The sequence below is a fragment of the Humibacter sp. RRB41 genome (assembly GCF_022761015.1).
GTDB lineage: Bacteria > Actinomycetota > Actinomycetes > Actinomycetales > Microbacteriaceae > Humibacter.
In genome coordinates this window covers 115,486-129,715 of record NZ_JAKWJQ010000002.1, presented here as the reverse complement: position 1 = coordinate 129,715, position 14,230 = coordinate 115,486, and the positions used below count along the sequence as shown (strand labels likewise).

Here is a 14,230-nt window from a genome sequence, read left to right as displayed (position 1 = left end):
TCTCCGGCGGGGCACGCGCCGCTCAGCGAACGGTTAGGTTCTCTAAGACTAGTGACGGTAACGTTGCTCTTTGTGCATGTGCTCAGCGTCAGTTCCCTCAAAGGTGGTGTCGGAAAAACGACGGTGACGCTGGGCCTCGCCTCCGCGGCATTCGCGAAGGGCCTGCGGACACTCGTGGTCGATCTCGACCCTCAGTCGGACGTCTCGACGGGCATGGACATCACGATCGCCGGCCACCTCAACGTGGCCGACGTGCTCGCCTCTCCGAAGGAGAAGGTGGTGCGTGCCGCTATCGCCCCCAGTGGGTGGACGCGAGGCCGCACGGGCAAGGTCGACGTGATGATCGGCAGCCCGTCTGCGATCAATTTCGACGGACCGCATCCGTCGATTCGCGACATCTGGAAGCTCGAAGAGGCTCTCGCCAACGTCGAGCACGACTACGACCTTGTGCTGATCGATTGCGCCCCGTCGCTGAACGCACTGACCCGTACCGCGTGGGCGGCGAGTGACCGCGTGACGGTCGTCACCGAGCCCGGCCTGTTCTCCGTCGCAGCCGCCGACCGCGCCCTGCGAGCGATCGAGGAGATCAGGCGAGGCCTGTCTCCTCGCCTTCAGCCGTTGGGCATCATCGTGAACCGCGCAAGGGTGCAGTCGCTGGAGCACCAGTTCCGGATCAAGGAGCTGCGCGACATGTTCGGACCGCTCGTGCTCTCGCCGCAGCTTCCGGAGCGCACGTCGCTGCAGCAGGCGCAGGGAGCGGCGAAGCCGTTGCACGTCTGGCCTGGCGAAAGCGCCCAGGAGATGGCGCACAACTTCGACATGCTCCTGGAACGGGTGCTGCGCACCGCCCGCATCGGCGAATACGCAGAGGGCTGATCCTTTCCGGCTGCTGCTGCGGCCACGTGAACTCGCGCGCTTTGTCGCCCTTCGACTCGCTTCGCCGGCGCCGAACGCAACCATGCAACCGCTCGACAGCGGCGTGCCCGACGGGGGCGGGCGCGCAAAACCTAGCTGATCTTCTTAGTCGCGCGGCGCACGGCGAGCTCATCCATCGGGTCGGATGTCTGCACATCCAGTTCGACGAGACTCGTCTCGACTTCGCGCAGCACCTTGCCGACGGCGATGCCGAAGACGCCCTGACCTCTGCCGACCAGGTCGATGACCTCGTCATCCGAGGTGCAGAGATAGACGCTCGCGCCGTCGCTCATCAGCGTGGTCTGCGCCAGGTCGTTGACACCCTCTTTGCGGAGCTGCTCGACGGCGGTGCGGATCTGCTGGAGGGAGATGCCGGTGTCGAGCAAACGCTTGACGAGCTTGAGAACGAGGATGTCGCGGAACCCGTACAACCGTTGCGACCCGCTGCCGGCTGCGCCGCGGACAGTCGGCTCGACGAGCCCGGTGCGAGCCCAATAATCGAGCTGCCGATAGCTGATGCCCGCCGCGCGGGCGGCAATGGCACCGCGGTAGCCGGAGACGTCATCCATCTCGGGGAGACCGTCTGTGAACAGGAACCCGAGGTCGTAGCGAGCGTCGTCGTTGCGATGGACTTCACTCATTCGCTTCCCTCTCACCCCAGGTGCTTCGCGCAGAACGCGGCGCACCCTCAACGGTAACCGTGCTGGAGGGGGCGATCAACGACATCGCCTCGAACAATCTGGCGTGTCGCACCGTCTTCGTGTCCGAGGTCATGGCGCGAGCTTGCCGATGGCCGAGCGGACGATGCTCGAGCGCACGGTTTCGAGGTCGTCGGCGAGTTCGCGCCCGAGCTCGGCCGTTCGCGCGCGGGCGCTGGCATCCCCTCGATGGACCACCGGTGCGAGAGCCGTTTCGATGAGTCCGATGTCTCGTTCGGCGGAGGCGCGGAGCCCTCGCAGGTGACGGGGCTCGATGCCTCGCTTGTGAAGGTCTGCGAGTGCTCTCAACACCGCGAGCTGGTCTTCGCCGTAGACCTCGGCCGGAGTGATCAGTGAGGCGGAGACCGCCTCCTGCAGGAGCGCAGCGGATGCCTCTGCCTCAGCAAGCAGCTCGTCGCGGCTGAATCGGCGCCCCGTGGAGAGCATGGTCGGCCGGGCAGGGCCGGACGTGCCTGGAAGGATCGGCGTGCGCCCGGCATCCTGGTCGGCGAGATAGGAACGGATGACCTTCAGCGGAAGGTAGTGTTCTCGCTGCAATGTCAGGACGGTGCGCAGCCGATCGACGTCTTCCGCGCAGAACTTGCGATACCCGGATGCCGTTCGCGCGGGCGTGACGAGTCCCTGTTCTTCGAGGAAGCGCAACTTCGACGGCGTGAGGTCGGAGAACTCCGGTGTGAGCCGGGAGAGAACCTGACCGATGCTGAGCAGCACCGGCCCGGAGCGGACGACTGCCGAGTCGCGGGCCTGTGACGACTCGCGAGGCATCAGGCCGACGCTGACGCGTCCAGATCGAGGCGGGCCGCGTAGAACGTGAGGCGGAACTTTCCGACCTGCACCTCTGCGCCATCGGTCAACATCGCGCTCTCGACGCGGACCCCATCGAAGTAGGTTCCGTTCAACGATCCGAGGTCTTTGACCTCGAAGACCGTTCCATGCCGGATGAATTCCGCATGCCTTCTCGAGACGGTCACGTCATCGAGGAAGATGTCGGCGTCGGGATGTCTGCCCGCCGTCGTGACATCGGCGTCGAGAAGAAAACGTGCGCCGGCGTTGGGTCCGCGGCGCACGATCAGCAGAGCGGAACCGCTCGGCAACGCGCCGATCGCTTCTTTCTCTTCTGCCGTCACTCCAGCGGCAGCGGCGTTCATCGCCGCGGCGAAGTCCTCGCCGAAACCTGCTGTCGTGTCGTCGCCCGCGGCCTGCGCTTCGCGGTTCGGGTCGTGCTGCTCAGCCACCGTCGACCTCCTTACCGTTCAGCGTATCGGATGCCGGGACGTCGGTGACAGGTGAACGTCGCACTACACGTGCCGTCTCACGCACGTAGAGGACGCCGGCCCACCAGTACAGGAACGCTCCCCAGAGTGCGACAGCCCAGCCGACCGGCTGCGACGCCCACGACAGCACGGGGAAAGCTTCGCCGAGCATCAGCACAGGCAGTGCGACGAGCAGCGCGAAAGTGGCGATCTTTCCCAGATGATGCACGGGAAGCGGACCGTGTCCGTGGTTGGCCAGGACGATGCCGAGCACGAGCAGCATCACGTCCCTGGCGATGATGACGGCGACGAGCCACCACGGCAGGAGGTCGCGCCACGCGAGTCCGATCAGCGCCGCGAAGATGTACAGCCGGTCGGCGGCCGGATCGAGGAGTTGCCCGAGTCGCGACACCTGACCGAGGCGACGAGCGAGGTAGCCGTCGAGGAAGTCGGTGACGCTCGCGACGATGAGCACGACGAGTGCCCAGGCATCCCATCCGACGATGACGAACCAGAGGAAGATCGGGACGAGCGCCAGCCGAAAAAAGCTCAGGCAGTTGGGGATGGTGAAGACCCGGGTGGATACCGAGCTGGATGCCTGTGCCACGCCTCGCAATACTAGGACGCATCGGCGACCGATGTGCGCACCACGGCACGGCGCACCCTGATCGCGCCGCGGCTCGTGGCGTGCACCTTAGAATTCGATGCATGTCCCCCGTGATCGTCTGCCTGCTGATTCTCGCTGCCATCTGCGTCGTCACGTGGGTGTTGTCGTTGATCACGAACGAGTACTCCTGGGTCGACCGCATCTGGTCGCTCGTTCCCGTCGCGTACGTGTGGGTGTACGCGGGCGCCGCAGGGCTCGCCGACGTGAGGCTCGACGTGATGGCGGCCCTCATCACGCTGTGGGGTGCGAGGCTCACGTTCAACTTCGCGCGCAAGGGCGGCTATGCTCCCGGCGGCGAAGACTACCGGTGGGCGTTGCTCCGCTCGAGGATCAAGGGCTGGCAGTGGTTCCTCTTCAACCTCTTCTTCATCGTGATCTACCAGAACATTCTTCTGTTCCTGATCACGCTCCCCGCATGGACGGCCTTCCAGCACCAGAGCCCGTTCACTGTTCTCGACGTGGTCGCGACGATCGTGTTCCTCGCGTTCCTGATCGGTGAGACGATCGCCGACCAGCAGCAGTGGGACTTCCACCGCTGGAAGGCCGCTGAGATCGCCGAGGGCCGCCAGCCGAGCCAGCGTTTTCTCGACTCCGGTCTGTTCCGCTTCTCCCGGCATCCGAACTTCTTCTTCGAGCAGGCGCAGTGGTGGGTCGTGTTCTTCTTCGGGACGATCGCAGCGGCATCCGTTCTGCAGTGGACCGTCATCGGCGCGGTGCTGCTCACTGTGTTGTTCATCGGCTCGACGATCTTCACCGAGAGCATCACGCGCACGCGTTACCCCGAGTATGCGGACTACCAGGCGACGACCTCGCCGATCGTCCCGTGGTTCCCGCGTCGCCCGGCGCGGGAGGCCACCACACCCTGACCGCCGACCCGCCGACGGCTCGGCACCCGCAGCGACGGTGGTCGCCGTTAGCCTGGATGCCATGTCGTGCATCCGCTTCAACACCCCTGCTCAGCGCGAGGCCATGCGTCGTGCAGCGCCCTCGATGCTGACGTCGGAAGAGGCAGCGGCCCTGCACCCGATGCCTCCGGTCACGGAGAGCAAGATCCACCGGCTCCGCGTGCTGGCACAGAGCGCGAATCCCAAGATCAGGGAGAGCGTAGCCAGCAGCTACAACACCCCGGCCGATCTGTTCGAGACTCTGGCGCACGATCCCGACGACGGCGTGCGCGGATGTGTGGCACGCAACGAGGCCACTCCCTGCGACGTGCTGCGCGAGCTGGCCTCCGACGGGTCCGAGATGGTGCGCGGTTGGGTCGCCGTGAACTACTTCGTGCCGGAAGACACGATGGCGGAGCTCGCCGACGACGACAGCGCAACGGTTCGTGCCCTCGTCAGGTGGAAGGCATCCCTCGCCGGCGAGGGAGTGACCGTCTGATCTGCGTCGCCCTGCTCGAACCGCAGCCGATCCGACCGCAATCGTTCAGCCGAGTCCGTCCAACGCTCCGAGGAGCGTCGAGGGAGACGCGACGGTTGCTCCGAGCTCGCCCACCCGATCGCGAAGCTCACGGTCGGCGGTGACCACGATCGCCTGAGACGGATCCGGCAGTGCTGCCGTGTGAGCCACGATCGCCGAGTCGCCGTCGGTGTCGGCGCGCACGATCGTGAGATCCCCGGTTTCTGCCGGGTCGGGCATCCGCTTCGCCTCACCCTCGAGAACCACTGTCACTCGTGGCCACCAAAGATCGTGCGGAAGATCGAGCGCGTCGGCGGGCCATCCCGTTCGACCGAGAGTGAGAAGGCCATCGACGAGGCGGCCGGCGGCAGCAGGACGATCCTTCCACCAGCCGTCGGGTCTCGAGCCGACGACATTGGCGGCATCGACCACGACGACGGGATCGATGAAGAGGTCGGCGCGCAAGCTCGGCCAGCGCTCTGCGAATCCAGGATGCAAGGGCAGGTTCTCGACCTCCGCAACCGGAACCCAGCGCACCGCGATGCTCTCCGCGTCGCCGATCACGGGCTCGAACACCACCTCGGCATCGGCGACGACCGTGGAGTAGGACCACCAGCCGAGATCGAGCGACGAAAGGTATCTGGCCCGGATGAGCTCGGCGGGAACTCCTGCCTCCTCCGACGCCTCGCGGATCGCGCCCTGTCGGGCGCTCTCACCCTCGTGCCTGGCACCTCCCGGCAGGCCCCAGGTGCCGCCGAAGTGACTCCACTCCGCCCGATGCTGCAGCAGAACGCCGGCATCGCGATGCGCGACCAGGAGCCCGGCGGCGCCGAACGTTCCCCAGAACCGTCGGCCGTCCGGACCGTGCACCCAGGCATCCCCGCTGCCGAGCGGCCTGCGCTGAAGCTCCACGCCGGCTAGCCGGCGCTCGGAGCCGACGCGATGAACGTCTCGGCCTCTTCTTCGGGCATCGCCACCATTCCACGGGTGCCGTGCGACGAGAGCGCCAGCGCTTCGAGCCACTTCTTGTTCAGCTCCGGCGACTTGCTGCCGCTGAACCGGAACTGGAGCGGGATGGCAGGTGAGAGCCAGAGACTCACACGGCCGGATCCATCCTCGGCCGGCACACTCCAGTTGACCAGGAAGCTCTCCTGGAGGCGCAGCTTGGCCACGATCGCGATCTTCAGGTGTGTGAGCGTGCGATCGTCGATCTCGTATTCGGCGCCCGAGCCGTAGATGAGAAACCCCATTCGCCCATCATCGCAGCTATGGTCCCTTGCAACGGTTCAACAGAGCTGCGGCGCGGATGCCTGGCTCAGCCAGCCTTCTTGCCAGAGCCGGAACGGGTCTTGCCCGAGCGATTCTTCTCGACGCTGCGCCGCAGCGCTTCCATCAGATCGAGCACCTCGCCCTTCTCGCCCTCGTCCTGCTGGCCGAACGTCGCCTCCGTGTCGATGCTGTCGCCCTGCTCCAGCTTGGCGTCGATCAGCTTCTTCAGCTGGATCTGGTAGTCGTCGTCGAACTTCTCAGGACTGAAGTCGCTCTCGTACTCCGCGACGAGTTTCGCCGACATGTCCAGTTCTTTGTCCGAGATGTTCACCGTCGCGTCGAGGCCGGGGAACTCGGCGGTGCGAACCTCGTCGGCCCAGAGAAGGCCCTGCAGCACCAGCACCCCATCACGCACGCGCAGCGCGCCGAGGCGAGTCTTCTGGCGCAACGCGAACTTCACGATCGCCGTGCGTTTCGTGGCCTCGAGGGTCTCGCGGAGCAGCACGTAGGCCTTGGCCGACGCCGAGTCCGGCTCGAGGAAGTAACTCTTCTCGAACATCATGGGGTCGACTTGATCGGCCGGCACGAACTCCACGATCTCGATCTCGTTGCTGCGCTCCTCCGGGAGCGACGCCAGGTCTTCGTTCGTCAGGATGACCGTTCGGTCGCCGGCGTCGTACGCCTTGTCGATGTGCTCGTACGGAACGACCTTGCCATCGATCTCGCAGCGGCGCTGGTAGCGAATGCGCCCGCCGTCCTTGTCGTGCACCTGGTGCAGAGAGATGTCGTGGTCCTCGGTGGCGCTGTAGATCTTGACCGGCACATTGACCAGGCCGAAGGCGATCACGCGCTTGCCTATGGCTCGCATACCGTCTATTGCACAGCCCGCAGCGCGGTACGACAACCCTCGCGGCGTAACGTCGAGGCCATGAGGGCCAAGAAGACGGCGGCCGGGCAGGGTGGCACCTCGTCGCAGATCGTGAACGTCGACGGGCACCGGCTCAAACTGAGCAATCTCGACAAGGTGCTGTATCCCGCCACCGGCACGACCAAGGGCGACGTGATCGCCTACTACGCGCAGATCGCGCCGCACCTGATCCACCATGCTCGATGGCGGCCGGCCACACGCAAGCGATGGGTGAACGGGGTGGGTACTCCGGAACACCCAGGGCAGCCGTTCTTTCAGAAGAACCTCGATGAAGGCACTCCCGACTGGGTTCCGCGGGTACGGATCGAGCACAGCGACCACACCAACGTGTACCCGATGGTGAACGAGCCGGCAGTACTCGCCTGGCTGGGGCAGATCGCCGCGCTCGAGATCCACATTCCGCAGTGGCGCGTGGACGCAGACGGCGCCGAGCAGAACCCCGATCGCCTCGTGCTCGATCTGGACCCCGGCGAGGGTGTCGGGCTGGCGGAGTGCGCGCAGGTGGCGAAGTGGGCTAGGGACATCCTCGCCGACATGGGGCTGGATCCCGCCCCTGTGACGAGCGGGAGCAAGGGCATCCACCTGTATGCGCGTCTGGACGGCTCGCAGACCTCCGACCATGCGTCGCAGGTGGCGCACGAACTCGCGAAGGCGCTCGAAGCCGATCATCGCGACCTCGTGATCAGCACGATGAAGCGCGCCGATCGGGCCGGCAAGGTCTTCGTCGACTGGAGTCAGAACAACGCGAACAAGACGACGGTTGCGCCGTATTCGTTGCGCGGCCGATGGCATCCGACGGTCGCCGCCCCTCGCACCTGGCGCGAACTTGCTTCGCCGAAGCTGCGGCAACTCACGTACGACGAGGTGGTGAAGCGCGTTGCGGACAAGGGAGATGCGCTCTCCGGTCTTTCGCACGAGATCGACGACCCGGCCGGCGCCTCCGAGAAGCCGGAACGCGATCGGCTGACCGTCTACCGTGGCAAGCGCGACGCGGCGAAGACACCAGAGCCGGTGCCGTCGAGCGCGCCGACGACGACCAACGGACGCTCGTTCGTGATCCAGAAGCACGCAGCACGGAACCTGCACTACGACTTCAGGCTCGAACACGACGGAGTGCTGGTGAGCTGGGCGCTTCCCAAGGGCGTGCCGACCGATCCGAAGCAGAATCACCTGGCGGTGCAGACCGAGGACCACCCGCTGGACTACGGCGGGTTCGCGGGAGACATACCGCACGGGGAATACGGCGCAGGCCACGTGGACATCTGGGACTCCGGCGTCTACGACCTGCACAAGTGGCGTGACGGCAAGGAGATCATCGTCACGCTGCATCCGTCGGAGCGCGGCGGGCTCGGTGGGCCTGTGAAGGTGGCCCTTCTGCACACCGGCGGCTCGTCGGGAGGTTCGACGGCCGAGAAGAACTGGCTCATCCACAGGATGACGCTGGATGCTCCGAAGAGGGACTACTCCCCCATGCTCGCCACGCTCGGCAGCGTCGGCCAGCTCGAGGCGGACGAGGACGACCGGTGGGTGTTCGAGGACAAGTGGGACGGCATTCGCGCGCTCGCGTACGTGACCGAGGGCGGCGTGCGCCTGGTCACCAGGAACGGCCACGACGTCACGGCCCAGTACCCGGAACTCACCGCGATCCCTGACTCGCTGCGCTCCCCAGCCGTGCTCGACGGTGAGATCGTCGCGCTGAACGACGGGCGGCCCGACTTCGGGCTGCTGCAGCAACGGATGAACCTGCAGAACGAAACGGAGATCTCACGGACTGCGTCACGCGTGCCTGTCAGGTATTTCGTCTTCGACATCGTGGAGCTCGACGGCGAAGACATCACCGGTGAGGAATACGAGGTTCGCAGGGCAGCACTCGCCCACGTCGTTTCCGACCGGCACCGCAGGGTGCTACAGGTTCCGGATGCCGTGCCGGGGCCGATCGCGGACGCCATGAACCGCAGTCGCGCCAACGGACTCGAAGGCATCGTGGCGAAGGACCGCGAGTCCACCTATGCGAGCGGCAAGCGCTCGACGGCCTGGATCAAGGTGAAGCACCACAAGACGCAGGAGGTCGTCATCGGTGGGTGGAAGCCCGGCGAGGGACGACGCGAGCACGGAGTCGGGTCGCTGCTCATGGGCATCCCGAGCGGCAGCACGCTGGCCTACGTCGGGAAGGTGGGCACCGGGTTCGGCGACGTCGAACTCGACGAGATCGCCGCCGAGCTCGGGAAGGTCGCTGCGACGGCGAGTCCGTTCGACGACGTTCCGGCGACCGACGCCCGCGGTGTGCACTGGGTGGAGCCGACGCTCGTCGGAGAGGTCGAGTTCGCAGAATGGACGAAGGGCGGCAGACTCAGGCAGCCGTCCTGGCGCGGCTGGCGAACCGACAAGGACCCGAAAGACGTGGTGCGCGAGAGCTAGGGATGCCGGACAAGCCCTAGGCGCCGTTCGTGGCCTCTTCGGACTCGGCCTCGAGCTCCTCGTTGACCAGGCCGCGCACGATGGACTCCCAGTCGGAGCCTTCGTAGTCGGTTTCGCTCTGGCCCGCGATGATGCCCCCGTACACCGGCTCGTGCTCCTCGCCCTCCTCGGAGACGATCACGAGCGAACCGACCGTGCGACCGTCGTCCCTGCGCACTGCCCAATTCTGTGGGCCGAGTCGATGGATGACATATCCAGCGCCCCTGTGCTCGAAGTGCACGTCGTCGTTGTCGAGGATGGAAGCGATCATCGCTGTCTCCCTGGTCTGGTCTCGCCGATGAAGCTGTACAGCAGGAACATCGTCAGACTAACCGCGGCAGGCCCGGTTGCACAGGGGGCGCACAGGATGCGTTTCGTCAGCTCTTGCTCTCGGCGGCCGTTGCTCTGCGGATCGCAGCACCGACCCGCTCGTCGGCACGCAGCTTCGCCGTGGCCTTGTTGCTCGCCTTGTCACCGCGCGGATGCAACCGCACGTGGCGCTCGGCCGCGAGTCCGAGTGACAGCTCATGACCGCGTTGCAGCTCGGAACCGAGCTCCGCGCCGACCACGAGTGCGAGATTGGTCAGCCAGACCCAGAGCAGCGCGACGAGCAGTCCGCCGACCGCACCGTAGACCCGGTTGTAGCTGCCGAAGTTCGACACATAGAAGCCGAACGCGATCGAGCCGACGACCATCACAGCGACAGCGAAGGCTGCTCCCAGCGCGACGTAGCCGATGCGCTGGTGTCGCAGGTTCGGGGTTCCGAAGTAGAGCACAGCGACGGCCACCACGACCGCGACGCCGACCAAGGGCCACTTCACGACCTCCCAGGTCGTGAACGCGGCGTCGCCGACGCCGAGCGCGTCGCCCACGCTGCGCACGAGGGGGCCGCTGAGCGCGAGTGAGAGCACGACCAGCACTGCGAGCACGAGCACGACGACAGTGATCACCACCTGCCCCGATCGCAGCACGATCGCGGAACGTCCCTCGCGCACACCATAGATGCGGTTCACCGCCCGTCCGAACGCGCCGACGTAGCCGGATGCGGACCACACGGCGCCGACGATGCCGATGACCAGGCCGATGCCAGCGGCCGATGAGGACGTCAACTGCGCAATCAGCCCGGCCACGGCCGGCTCCACCTGAGCGGGAGCCACCGCGTCGACGACGTCGACCAGCGTCTTCGAGCCCTCGCGACCCGCGCCGAGGAGGCCCAGCAGCGAGACGAGGGCCAGGAGAGCCGGCAGAGCCGACAACACGGAGAAGTAGGTGAGACCGGCGGCGAGGTCGGAGCATCCGTCTCTGCCGTACTCGCGCGTCGTGCGGCCCAACACGTATCCGACCGGCATCCGACCGTATCGAGCGGATGCCGCTGCCTTCGCTTCGCGCTCCGCCACCGCAGCATCGGCAGGCGTCGTCGGCTCCTCCTGCGGCCTCTGTCGCTTCTTCATCAGCTTGTCGCTGCGGCGCGTTGCACGCTTGGCGTTTTTCGTCGCGAGCTTGACGGCATCCATGGGGCAACGCTACGCGCGCCCTGAACAGGATGAGGGAATGATGGGAGCGACGCGCATGTTGAGGTGTATGCATTTGCATACACAGTGAAAGGGGCCTCGAGTGGCCGTGCAGTTCGGTTTGGACACATTCGGAGACGTTCCCCTGAAAGACGACGGCGAGCAGGGACCCGCCGCCGAGACGATCCGCAACGTCATCGAGGAGGCCGTGCTGGCCGACGAGCTCGGCATCGACGCGTTCGGCATCGGCGAGCACCACCGCGCCGACTTCGCCGTGAGCGCACCGGACGTCGTGCTCGCCGCCATCGCGGGCCGCACGAAGACCATCACGCTCGGCACTGCCGTCACGGTGCTGAGCTCGGAGGAACCGGTTCGGGTGTACGAGCGTTTCGCCACACTCGACGCGGTCTCGAACGGCAGAGCCGAGATCACGCTCGGCCGCGGATCGTTTACCGAGTCGTTCCCGCTGTTCGGCTACGACCTCACCCAGTACGAGACGCTCTTCGAAGAGAAGCTCGACCTGTTCAGCAAGCTCCGCGAAGAGGATGCCGTGACGTGGAGCGGCAGCATTCGCCCGCCTCTCACCGACCAGCAGGTGTATCCGAAGACGGAGTCCGGGCGGCTGAAGGCGTGGGTCGGCGTCGGCGGCAGCCCCGAGAGCGTCGTGCGATCTGTGCGGTACGGCATCCCGATGGCGCTGGCGATCATCGGCGGCAACGCCGGCAGGTTCGCGCCGCACGTCGATCTCTACAAGCGCGCTCAGGAGCAGATGGGCCGCGAGCCGATGCCGCTCGCGATGCACTCCCCTGGGTTCGTCGCCGACACCGATGAACTCGCCACTGAGCAGCTCTACCCGTACCAGAAGGCGACCATGGATCGGATCGGCGCCGAGCGTGGCTGGGGTCCGCAGAGCAGGGAGCAGTACCTCAGCGAAGTGCGACACGGCTCGCTGTACGTCGGTTCGCCCGAGACCGTGGCACACCGCATCGCCGATGCCATCAAGGTGCTCGGAGTGGACCGGTTCGATCTCAAGTACGCGAACGGCCCCATGCCGCATGACCTGCTGATGCACTCGATCGAGCTGTACGCGACGAAGGTCATCCCGATGGTGAAGGAGCTGCTGGCGCTGAGCTGAAGTGTGCGGCCGCCCTGCCTGACCGCGAACCTCACGTTCGTGTCGGCCGCGGCGTCTACGTTGTGATGATGCTCCTGCCCTTCGAAACGGTGGTGCGCACCCACGGCAGAACCGTGCTGCGGGTGTGCCTGTCGGTCGCGGGCGCCGACGACGCCGACGACGCGTGGTCCGAGACGTTCCTGTCTGCGCTGGATGCCTACCCGCGGCTCCCTGCAGACGCCAACGTCGAGGCGTGGCTGGTCACGATCGCCCGCCGCAAGGCCATCGACGTGGTGCGTGCCAGAGGGCGCAGACCGGTCACCGTCGAAAGGCTGCCGGAGGAGCCGAGCACACTCGGCATCCCCGGCGCCCTCGACGACGAGCGCGCGGCGGCCGAGACGGTCGCCCGCGCGGTGTCCGCCCTGCCAGGCAAGCAGCGGCAGGCGGTGACCTACCACTACCTGGGCGGGCTGCCGTACCAGGAGGTCGCAGACATCATCGGCGGAACGACCGACGCGGCGAGGCGGGCGGCTGCCGACGGCATCAGCGCGCTGCGCCGCACGATGGGAGCACGACCATGACCGATGACACCACACTGCACCTCGAAGAGCTGCACACCAGGCTGGCGCAGGGAGCGCAGGATGCCGGCCTGCTCGACATCGCCTACCGCACCGTCGACTCCCCCGTCGGCGAGCTTCTGCTGGCGGCCACAGAGCGGGGCATCGTGCGCATCGCGTTTCATCGCGAGGGTTTCGACGACGTGCTGCAGACTCTCTCCACGAAGGTGAGCCCTCGGGTGCTGCGTTCGCCCGCCCGCCTGGACGCCGCAGCGACAGAGCTCGAGCAGTACTTCGAGGGGAAGCGACGCGGGTTCGACCTGCCGTTGGATTTCTCGCTCTCGCACGGGTTCCGGCGTGCTGTGCAGGGCATTCTGCCCACGATCGCGTACGGGAGCACGGCGAGCTACGCCCAAGTCGCAGCGGCGGCCGGCAGCCCACGCGCGATGCGGGCAGTGGGTTCGGCGTGCGCGACCAATCCGCTGCCGCTCGTCGTGCCGTGTCACCGCGTGCTGCGCACGGATGGGTCGCTCGGTGGATACGCCGGAGGGCTCGAGGCGAAGAGCGCGCTGCTGCACTTGGAGTCGGCGGCGTGACCCTGCTTCAGGGACGTCTGGAACGCGACGTCGTGCTGCGGTCGCTGGTGAACCATTCGGTGCCAGGCGTGGAGCGGGTGGATGTCGAGCGCGGAACGGTGACCCGGCTCCTGCGCACCGCCTCGGGAACCAGGCCGGTGACCGTCCTGGTGCGGGACGACGGAGTCGAGGTCACGGCCGAGGCCGACCTGGCGCTCCTCGAGATCGTGCGCGAGTGGTTCGACCTCGACACCGACGTGGACGCGGTCGCCGCGGCGTTCGCCGACGACCCGATACTCGGACCGCTTGTCGAGGCGCTGCCCGCCGTGCGGATCATCGGGCACCCCGACCCGTTCGAGGCCGCCGTGCAGACAGTACTCGGACAGCAGGTGTCGCTCGCGGCCTGCCGCACGTTCACCGGACGGCTCGCCGCCGCCTACGGCACACCGGGAACGGACGGGCTGATCGGCTTCCCCGACCCGCCGACCGTTGCCGCCGCCGAGCACGAAGAGCTGCGGGCGGCCGTCGGCATCACGAACGCACGCGCCCGCACCGTGCTGGCGCTGGCATCGGCCTTCGCCGGCGGGCTGGAGCTCGGCCGCGAACACGATCCCGCCCGGTCGAGAGCCGAGTTGCTGTCGTTGCCCGGCATCGGGCCGTGGACCGTGGACTATCTGTCGTTGAGGGTCGTGCGCGACACCGACGCCTTCCCCGTCGGGGATCTCGTGCTGCGACGCGCGCTCGGAGGGGCGACGCCGGCCGAGGCGACGGCCATGGGTGAGCGCTGGCGGCCCTGGCGGGCATACGCCACGATGCATCTCTGGACGGCGGATGCCGCACTGCAGGCCGCGTCCGCGTCGTGAG

The 14,230-nt window shown here is 66.8% G+C and carries 17 protein-coding genes; 8 read left to right on the top strand and 9 right to left on the bottom strand.

The features are described from left to right. The first annotated feature begins 63 nt into the window (after positions 1–63). Positions 64–876, top strand: coding sequence for a ParA family protein (locus MJ603_RS06425; RefSeq protein WP_243063292.1), 813 nt, complete (start codon positions 64–66; stop codon positions 874–876). Between the two features lie 131 nt (positions 877–1,007). On the opposite strand, the gene MJ603_RS06420 is transcribed toward MJ603_RS06425, so the two are convergent. The 4 genes from MJ603_RS06420 to MJ603_RS06405 all read right to left on the bottom strand — a co-directional run bounded on the left by MJ603_RS06420 (position 1,008) and on the right by MJ603_RS06405 (position 3,494). Then, complete coding sequence (locus tag MJ603_RS06420; RefSeq protein ID WP_279238921.1) at positions 1,008–1,556, bottom strand: MerR family transcriptional regulator; 549 nt, start codon at positions 1,554–1,556, stop codon at positions 1,008–1,010. Positions 1,557–1,685: 129 nt separating this feature from the next. Further along, positions 1,686–2,399 carry a MerR family transcriptional regulator gene (locus MJ603_RS06415; RefSeq protein WP_243062868.1) on the bottom strand — a complete coding sequence of 238 codons (714 nt, stop codon included), beginning with the start codon at positions 2,397–2,399 and terminating at the stop codon, positions 1,686–1,688. Further along, positions 2,399–2,869 (bottom strand): FHA domain-containing protein, encoded by a 471-nt coding sequence (locus MJ603_RS06410; RefSeq protein WP_243062867.1) that lies wholly within the window; start codon positions 2,867–2,869, stop codon positions 2,399–2,401. The genes MJ603_RS06415 and MJ603_RS06410 overlap by 1 nt, the downstream gene beginning before the upstream one ends. Then, positions 2,862–3,494: a CDP-alcohol phosphatidyltransferase family protein gene (locus tag MJ603_RS06405; protein WP_243062866.1), complete on the bottom strand. Its 633-nt coding sequence runs from the start codon at positions 3,492–3,494 to the stop codon at positions 2,862–2,864. The genes MJ603_RS06410 and MJ603_RS06405 overlap by 8 nt, the downstream gene beginning before the upstream one ends. A 101-nt stretch (positions 3,495–3,595) precedes the next feature. Here MJ603_RS06405 and MJ603_RS06400 point away from each other — a divergent pair, with 101 nt between their 5' ends. After that, complete coding sequence (locus tag MJ603_RS06400) at positions 3,596–4,420, top strand: DUF1295 domain-containing protein (RefSeq protein WP_243062865.1); 825 nt, start codon at positions 3,596–3,598, stop codon at positions 4,418–4,420. A 61-nt stretch (positions 4,421–4,481) separates the two neighbouring features. Next, on the top strand, positions 4,482–4,937 hold the full coding sequence (locus MJ603_RS06395; protein ID WP_243062864.1) for a hypothetical protein: 456 nt from the start codon (positions 4,482–4,484) through the stop codon (positions 4,935–4,937). A 45-nt stretch (positions 4,938–4,982) separates the two neighbouring features. Here the strand turns inward: MJ603_RS06395 and MJ603_RS06390 are convergent, their stop codons facing one another. The 3 genes from MJ603_RS06390 to MJ603_RS06380 form a co-directional block, all read right to left on the bottom strand. Beyond that, the gene (locus tag MJ603_RS06390) at positions 4,983–5,867 is read right to left on the bottom strand and encodes an NUDIX domain-containing protein (protein ID WP_243062863.1); all 885 of its coding nucleotides are present in this window, start codon (positions 5,865–5,867) and stop codon (positions 4,983–4,985) included. A 5-nt stretch (positions 5,868–5,872) separates the two neighbouring features. After that, positions 5,873–6,205, bottom strand: coding sequence for a hypothetical protein (locus tag MJ603_RS06385; protein WP_243062862.1), 333 nt, complete (start codon positions 6,203–6,205; stop codon positions 5,873–5,875). 65 nt (positions 6,206–6,270) lie between these two features. Then, positions 6,271–7,092, bottom strand: a complete 822-nt coding sequence (locus MJ603_RS06380; RefSeq protein ID WP_243062861.1) for a Ku protein — start codon at positions 7,090–7,092, stop codon at positions 6,271–6,273. 60 nt (positions 7,093–7,152) lie between these two features. Here MJ603_RS06380 and MJ603_RS06375 point away from each other — a divergent pair, with 60 nt between their 5' ends. Then, positions 7,153–9,570: an ATP-dependent DNA ligase gene (locus MJ603_RS06375; RefSeq protein WP_243062860.1), complete on the top strand. Its 2,418-nt coding sequence runs from the start codon at positions 7,153–7,155 to the stop codon at positions 9,568–9,570. Positions 9,571–9,586: 16 nt separating this feature from the next. Here the strand turns inward: MJ603_RS06375 and MJ603_RS06370 are convergent, their stop codons facing one another. Both MJ603_RS06370 and MJ603_RS06365 read right to left on the bottom strand, forming a co-directional pair. Continuing rightward, on the bottom strand, positions 9,587–9,880 hold the full coding sequence (locus MJ603_RS06370; protein WP_243062859.1) for a hypothetical protein: 294 nt from the start codon (positions 9,878–9,880) through the stop codon (positions 9,587–9,589). Between the two features lie 106 nt (positions 9,881–9,986). Further along, positions 9,987–11,123, bottom strand: a complete 1,137-nt coding sequence (locus MJ603_RS06365) for a YihY/virulence factor BrkB family protein (protein ID WP_243062858.1) — start codon at positions 11,121–11,123, stop codon at positions 9,987–9,989. A 100-nt stretch (positions 11,124–11,223) separates the two neighbouring features. Here MJ603_RS06365 and MJ603_RS06360 point away from each other — a divergent pair, with 100 nt between their 5' ends. The 4 genes from MJ603_RS06360 (at position 11,224) to MJ603_RS06345 (ending at position 14,229) form a co-directional block, all read left to right on the top strand. Continuing rightward, positions 11,224–12,255, top strand: a complete 1,032-nt coding sequence (locus tag MJ603_RS06360) for an LLM class flavin-dependent oxidoreductase (protein ID WP_243062857.1) — start codon at positions 11,224–11,226, stop codon at positions 12,253–12,255. 68 nt (positions 12,256–12,323) lie between these two features. Next, positions 12,324–12,815, top strand: a complete 492-nt coding sequence (locus MJ603_RS06355) for an RNA polymerase sigma factor (RefSeq protein ID WP_243062856.1) — start codon at positions 12,324–12,326, stop codon at positions 12,813–12,815. Then, positions 12,812–13,387, top strand: coding sequence for a methylated-DNA--[protein]-cysteine S-methyltransferase (locus MJ603_RS06350; protein WP_243062855.1), 576 nt, complete (start codon positions 12,812–12,814; stop codon positions 13,385–13,387). Before MJ603_RS06355 ends, MJ603_RS06350 begins: the two co-directional genes overlap by 4 nt. After that, complete coding sequence (locus MJ603_RS06345; protein WP_243062854.1) at positions 13,384–14,229, top strand: AlkA N-terminal domain-containing protein; 846 nt, start codon at positions 13,384–13,386, stop codon at positions 14,227–14,229. Before MJ603_RS06350 ends, MJ603_RS06345 begins: the two co-directional genes overlap by 4 nt. Position 14,230 lies beyond the last annotated feature (1 nt).

What these genes read in the sequence shown, in the direction of transcription:
- MJ603_RS06375 (WP_243062860.1), top strand. Translation starts at nt 7,153, where the DNA reads ATGAGGGCCAAGAAGACGGCGGCCGGGCAGGGTGGCACCTCGTCGCAG.
- MJ603_RS06355 (WP_243062856.1), top strand. Translation starts at nt 12,324, where the DNA reads ATGCTCCTGCCCTTCGAAACGGTGGTGCGCACCCACGGCAGAACCGTG.
- MJ603_RS06365 (WP_243062858.1), bottom strand. Translation starts at nt 11,123, where the DNA reads ATGGATGCCGTCAAGCTCGCGACGAAAAACGCCAAGCGTGCAACGCGC.
- MJ603_RS06350 (WP_243062855.1), top strand. Translation starts at nt 12,812, where the DNA reads ATGACCGATGACACCACACTGCACCTCGAAGAGCTGCACACCAGGCTG.
- MJ603_RS06400 (WP_243062865.1), top strand. Translation starts at nt 3,596, where the DNA reads ATGTCCCCCGTGATCGTCTGCCTGCTGATTCTCGCTGCCATCTGCGTC.
- MJ603_RS06420 (WP_279238921.1), bottom strand. Translation starts at nt 1,556, where the DNA reads ATGAGTGAAGTCCATCGCAACGACGACGCTCGCTACGACCTCGGGTTC.
- MJ603_RS06395 (WP_243062864.1), top strand. Translation starts at nt 4,482, where the DNA reads ATGTCGTGCATCCGCTTCAACACCCCTGCTCAGCGCGAGGCCATGCGT.
- MJ603_RS06370 (WP_243062859.1), bottom strand. Translation starts at nt 9,880, where the DNA reads ATGATCGCTTCCATCCTCGACAACGACGACGTGCACTTCGAGCACAGG.
- MJ603_RS06380 (WP_243062861.1), bottom strand. Translation starts at nt 7,092, where the DNA reads ATGCGAGCCATAGGCAAGCGCGTGATCGCCTTCGGCCTGGTCAATGTG.
- MJ603_RS06385 (WP_243062862.1), bottom strand. Translation starts at nt 6,205, where the DNA reads ATGGGGTTTCTCATCTACGGCTCGGGCGCCGAATACGAGATCGACGAT.
- MJ603_RS06415 (WP_243062868.1), bottom strand. Translation starts at nt 2,399, where the DNA reads ATGCCTCGCGAGTCGTCACAGGCCCGCGACTCGGCAGTCGTCCGCTCC.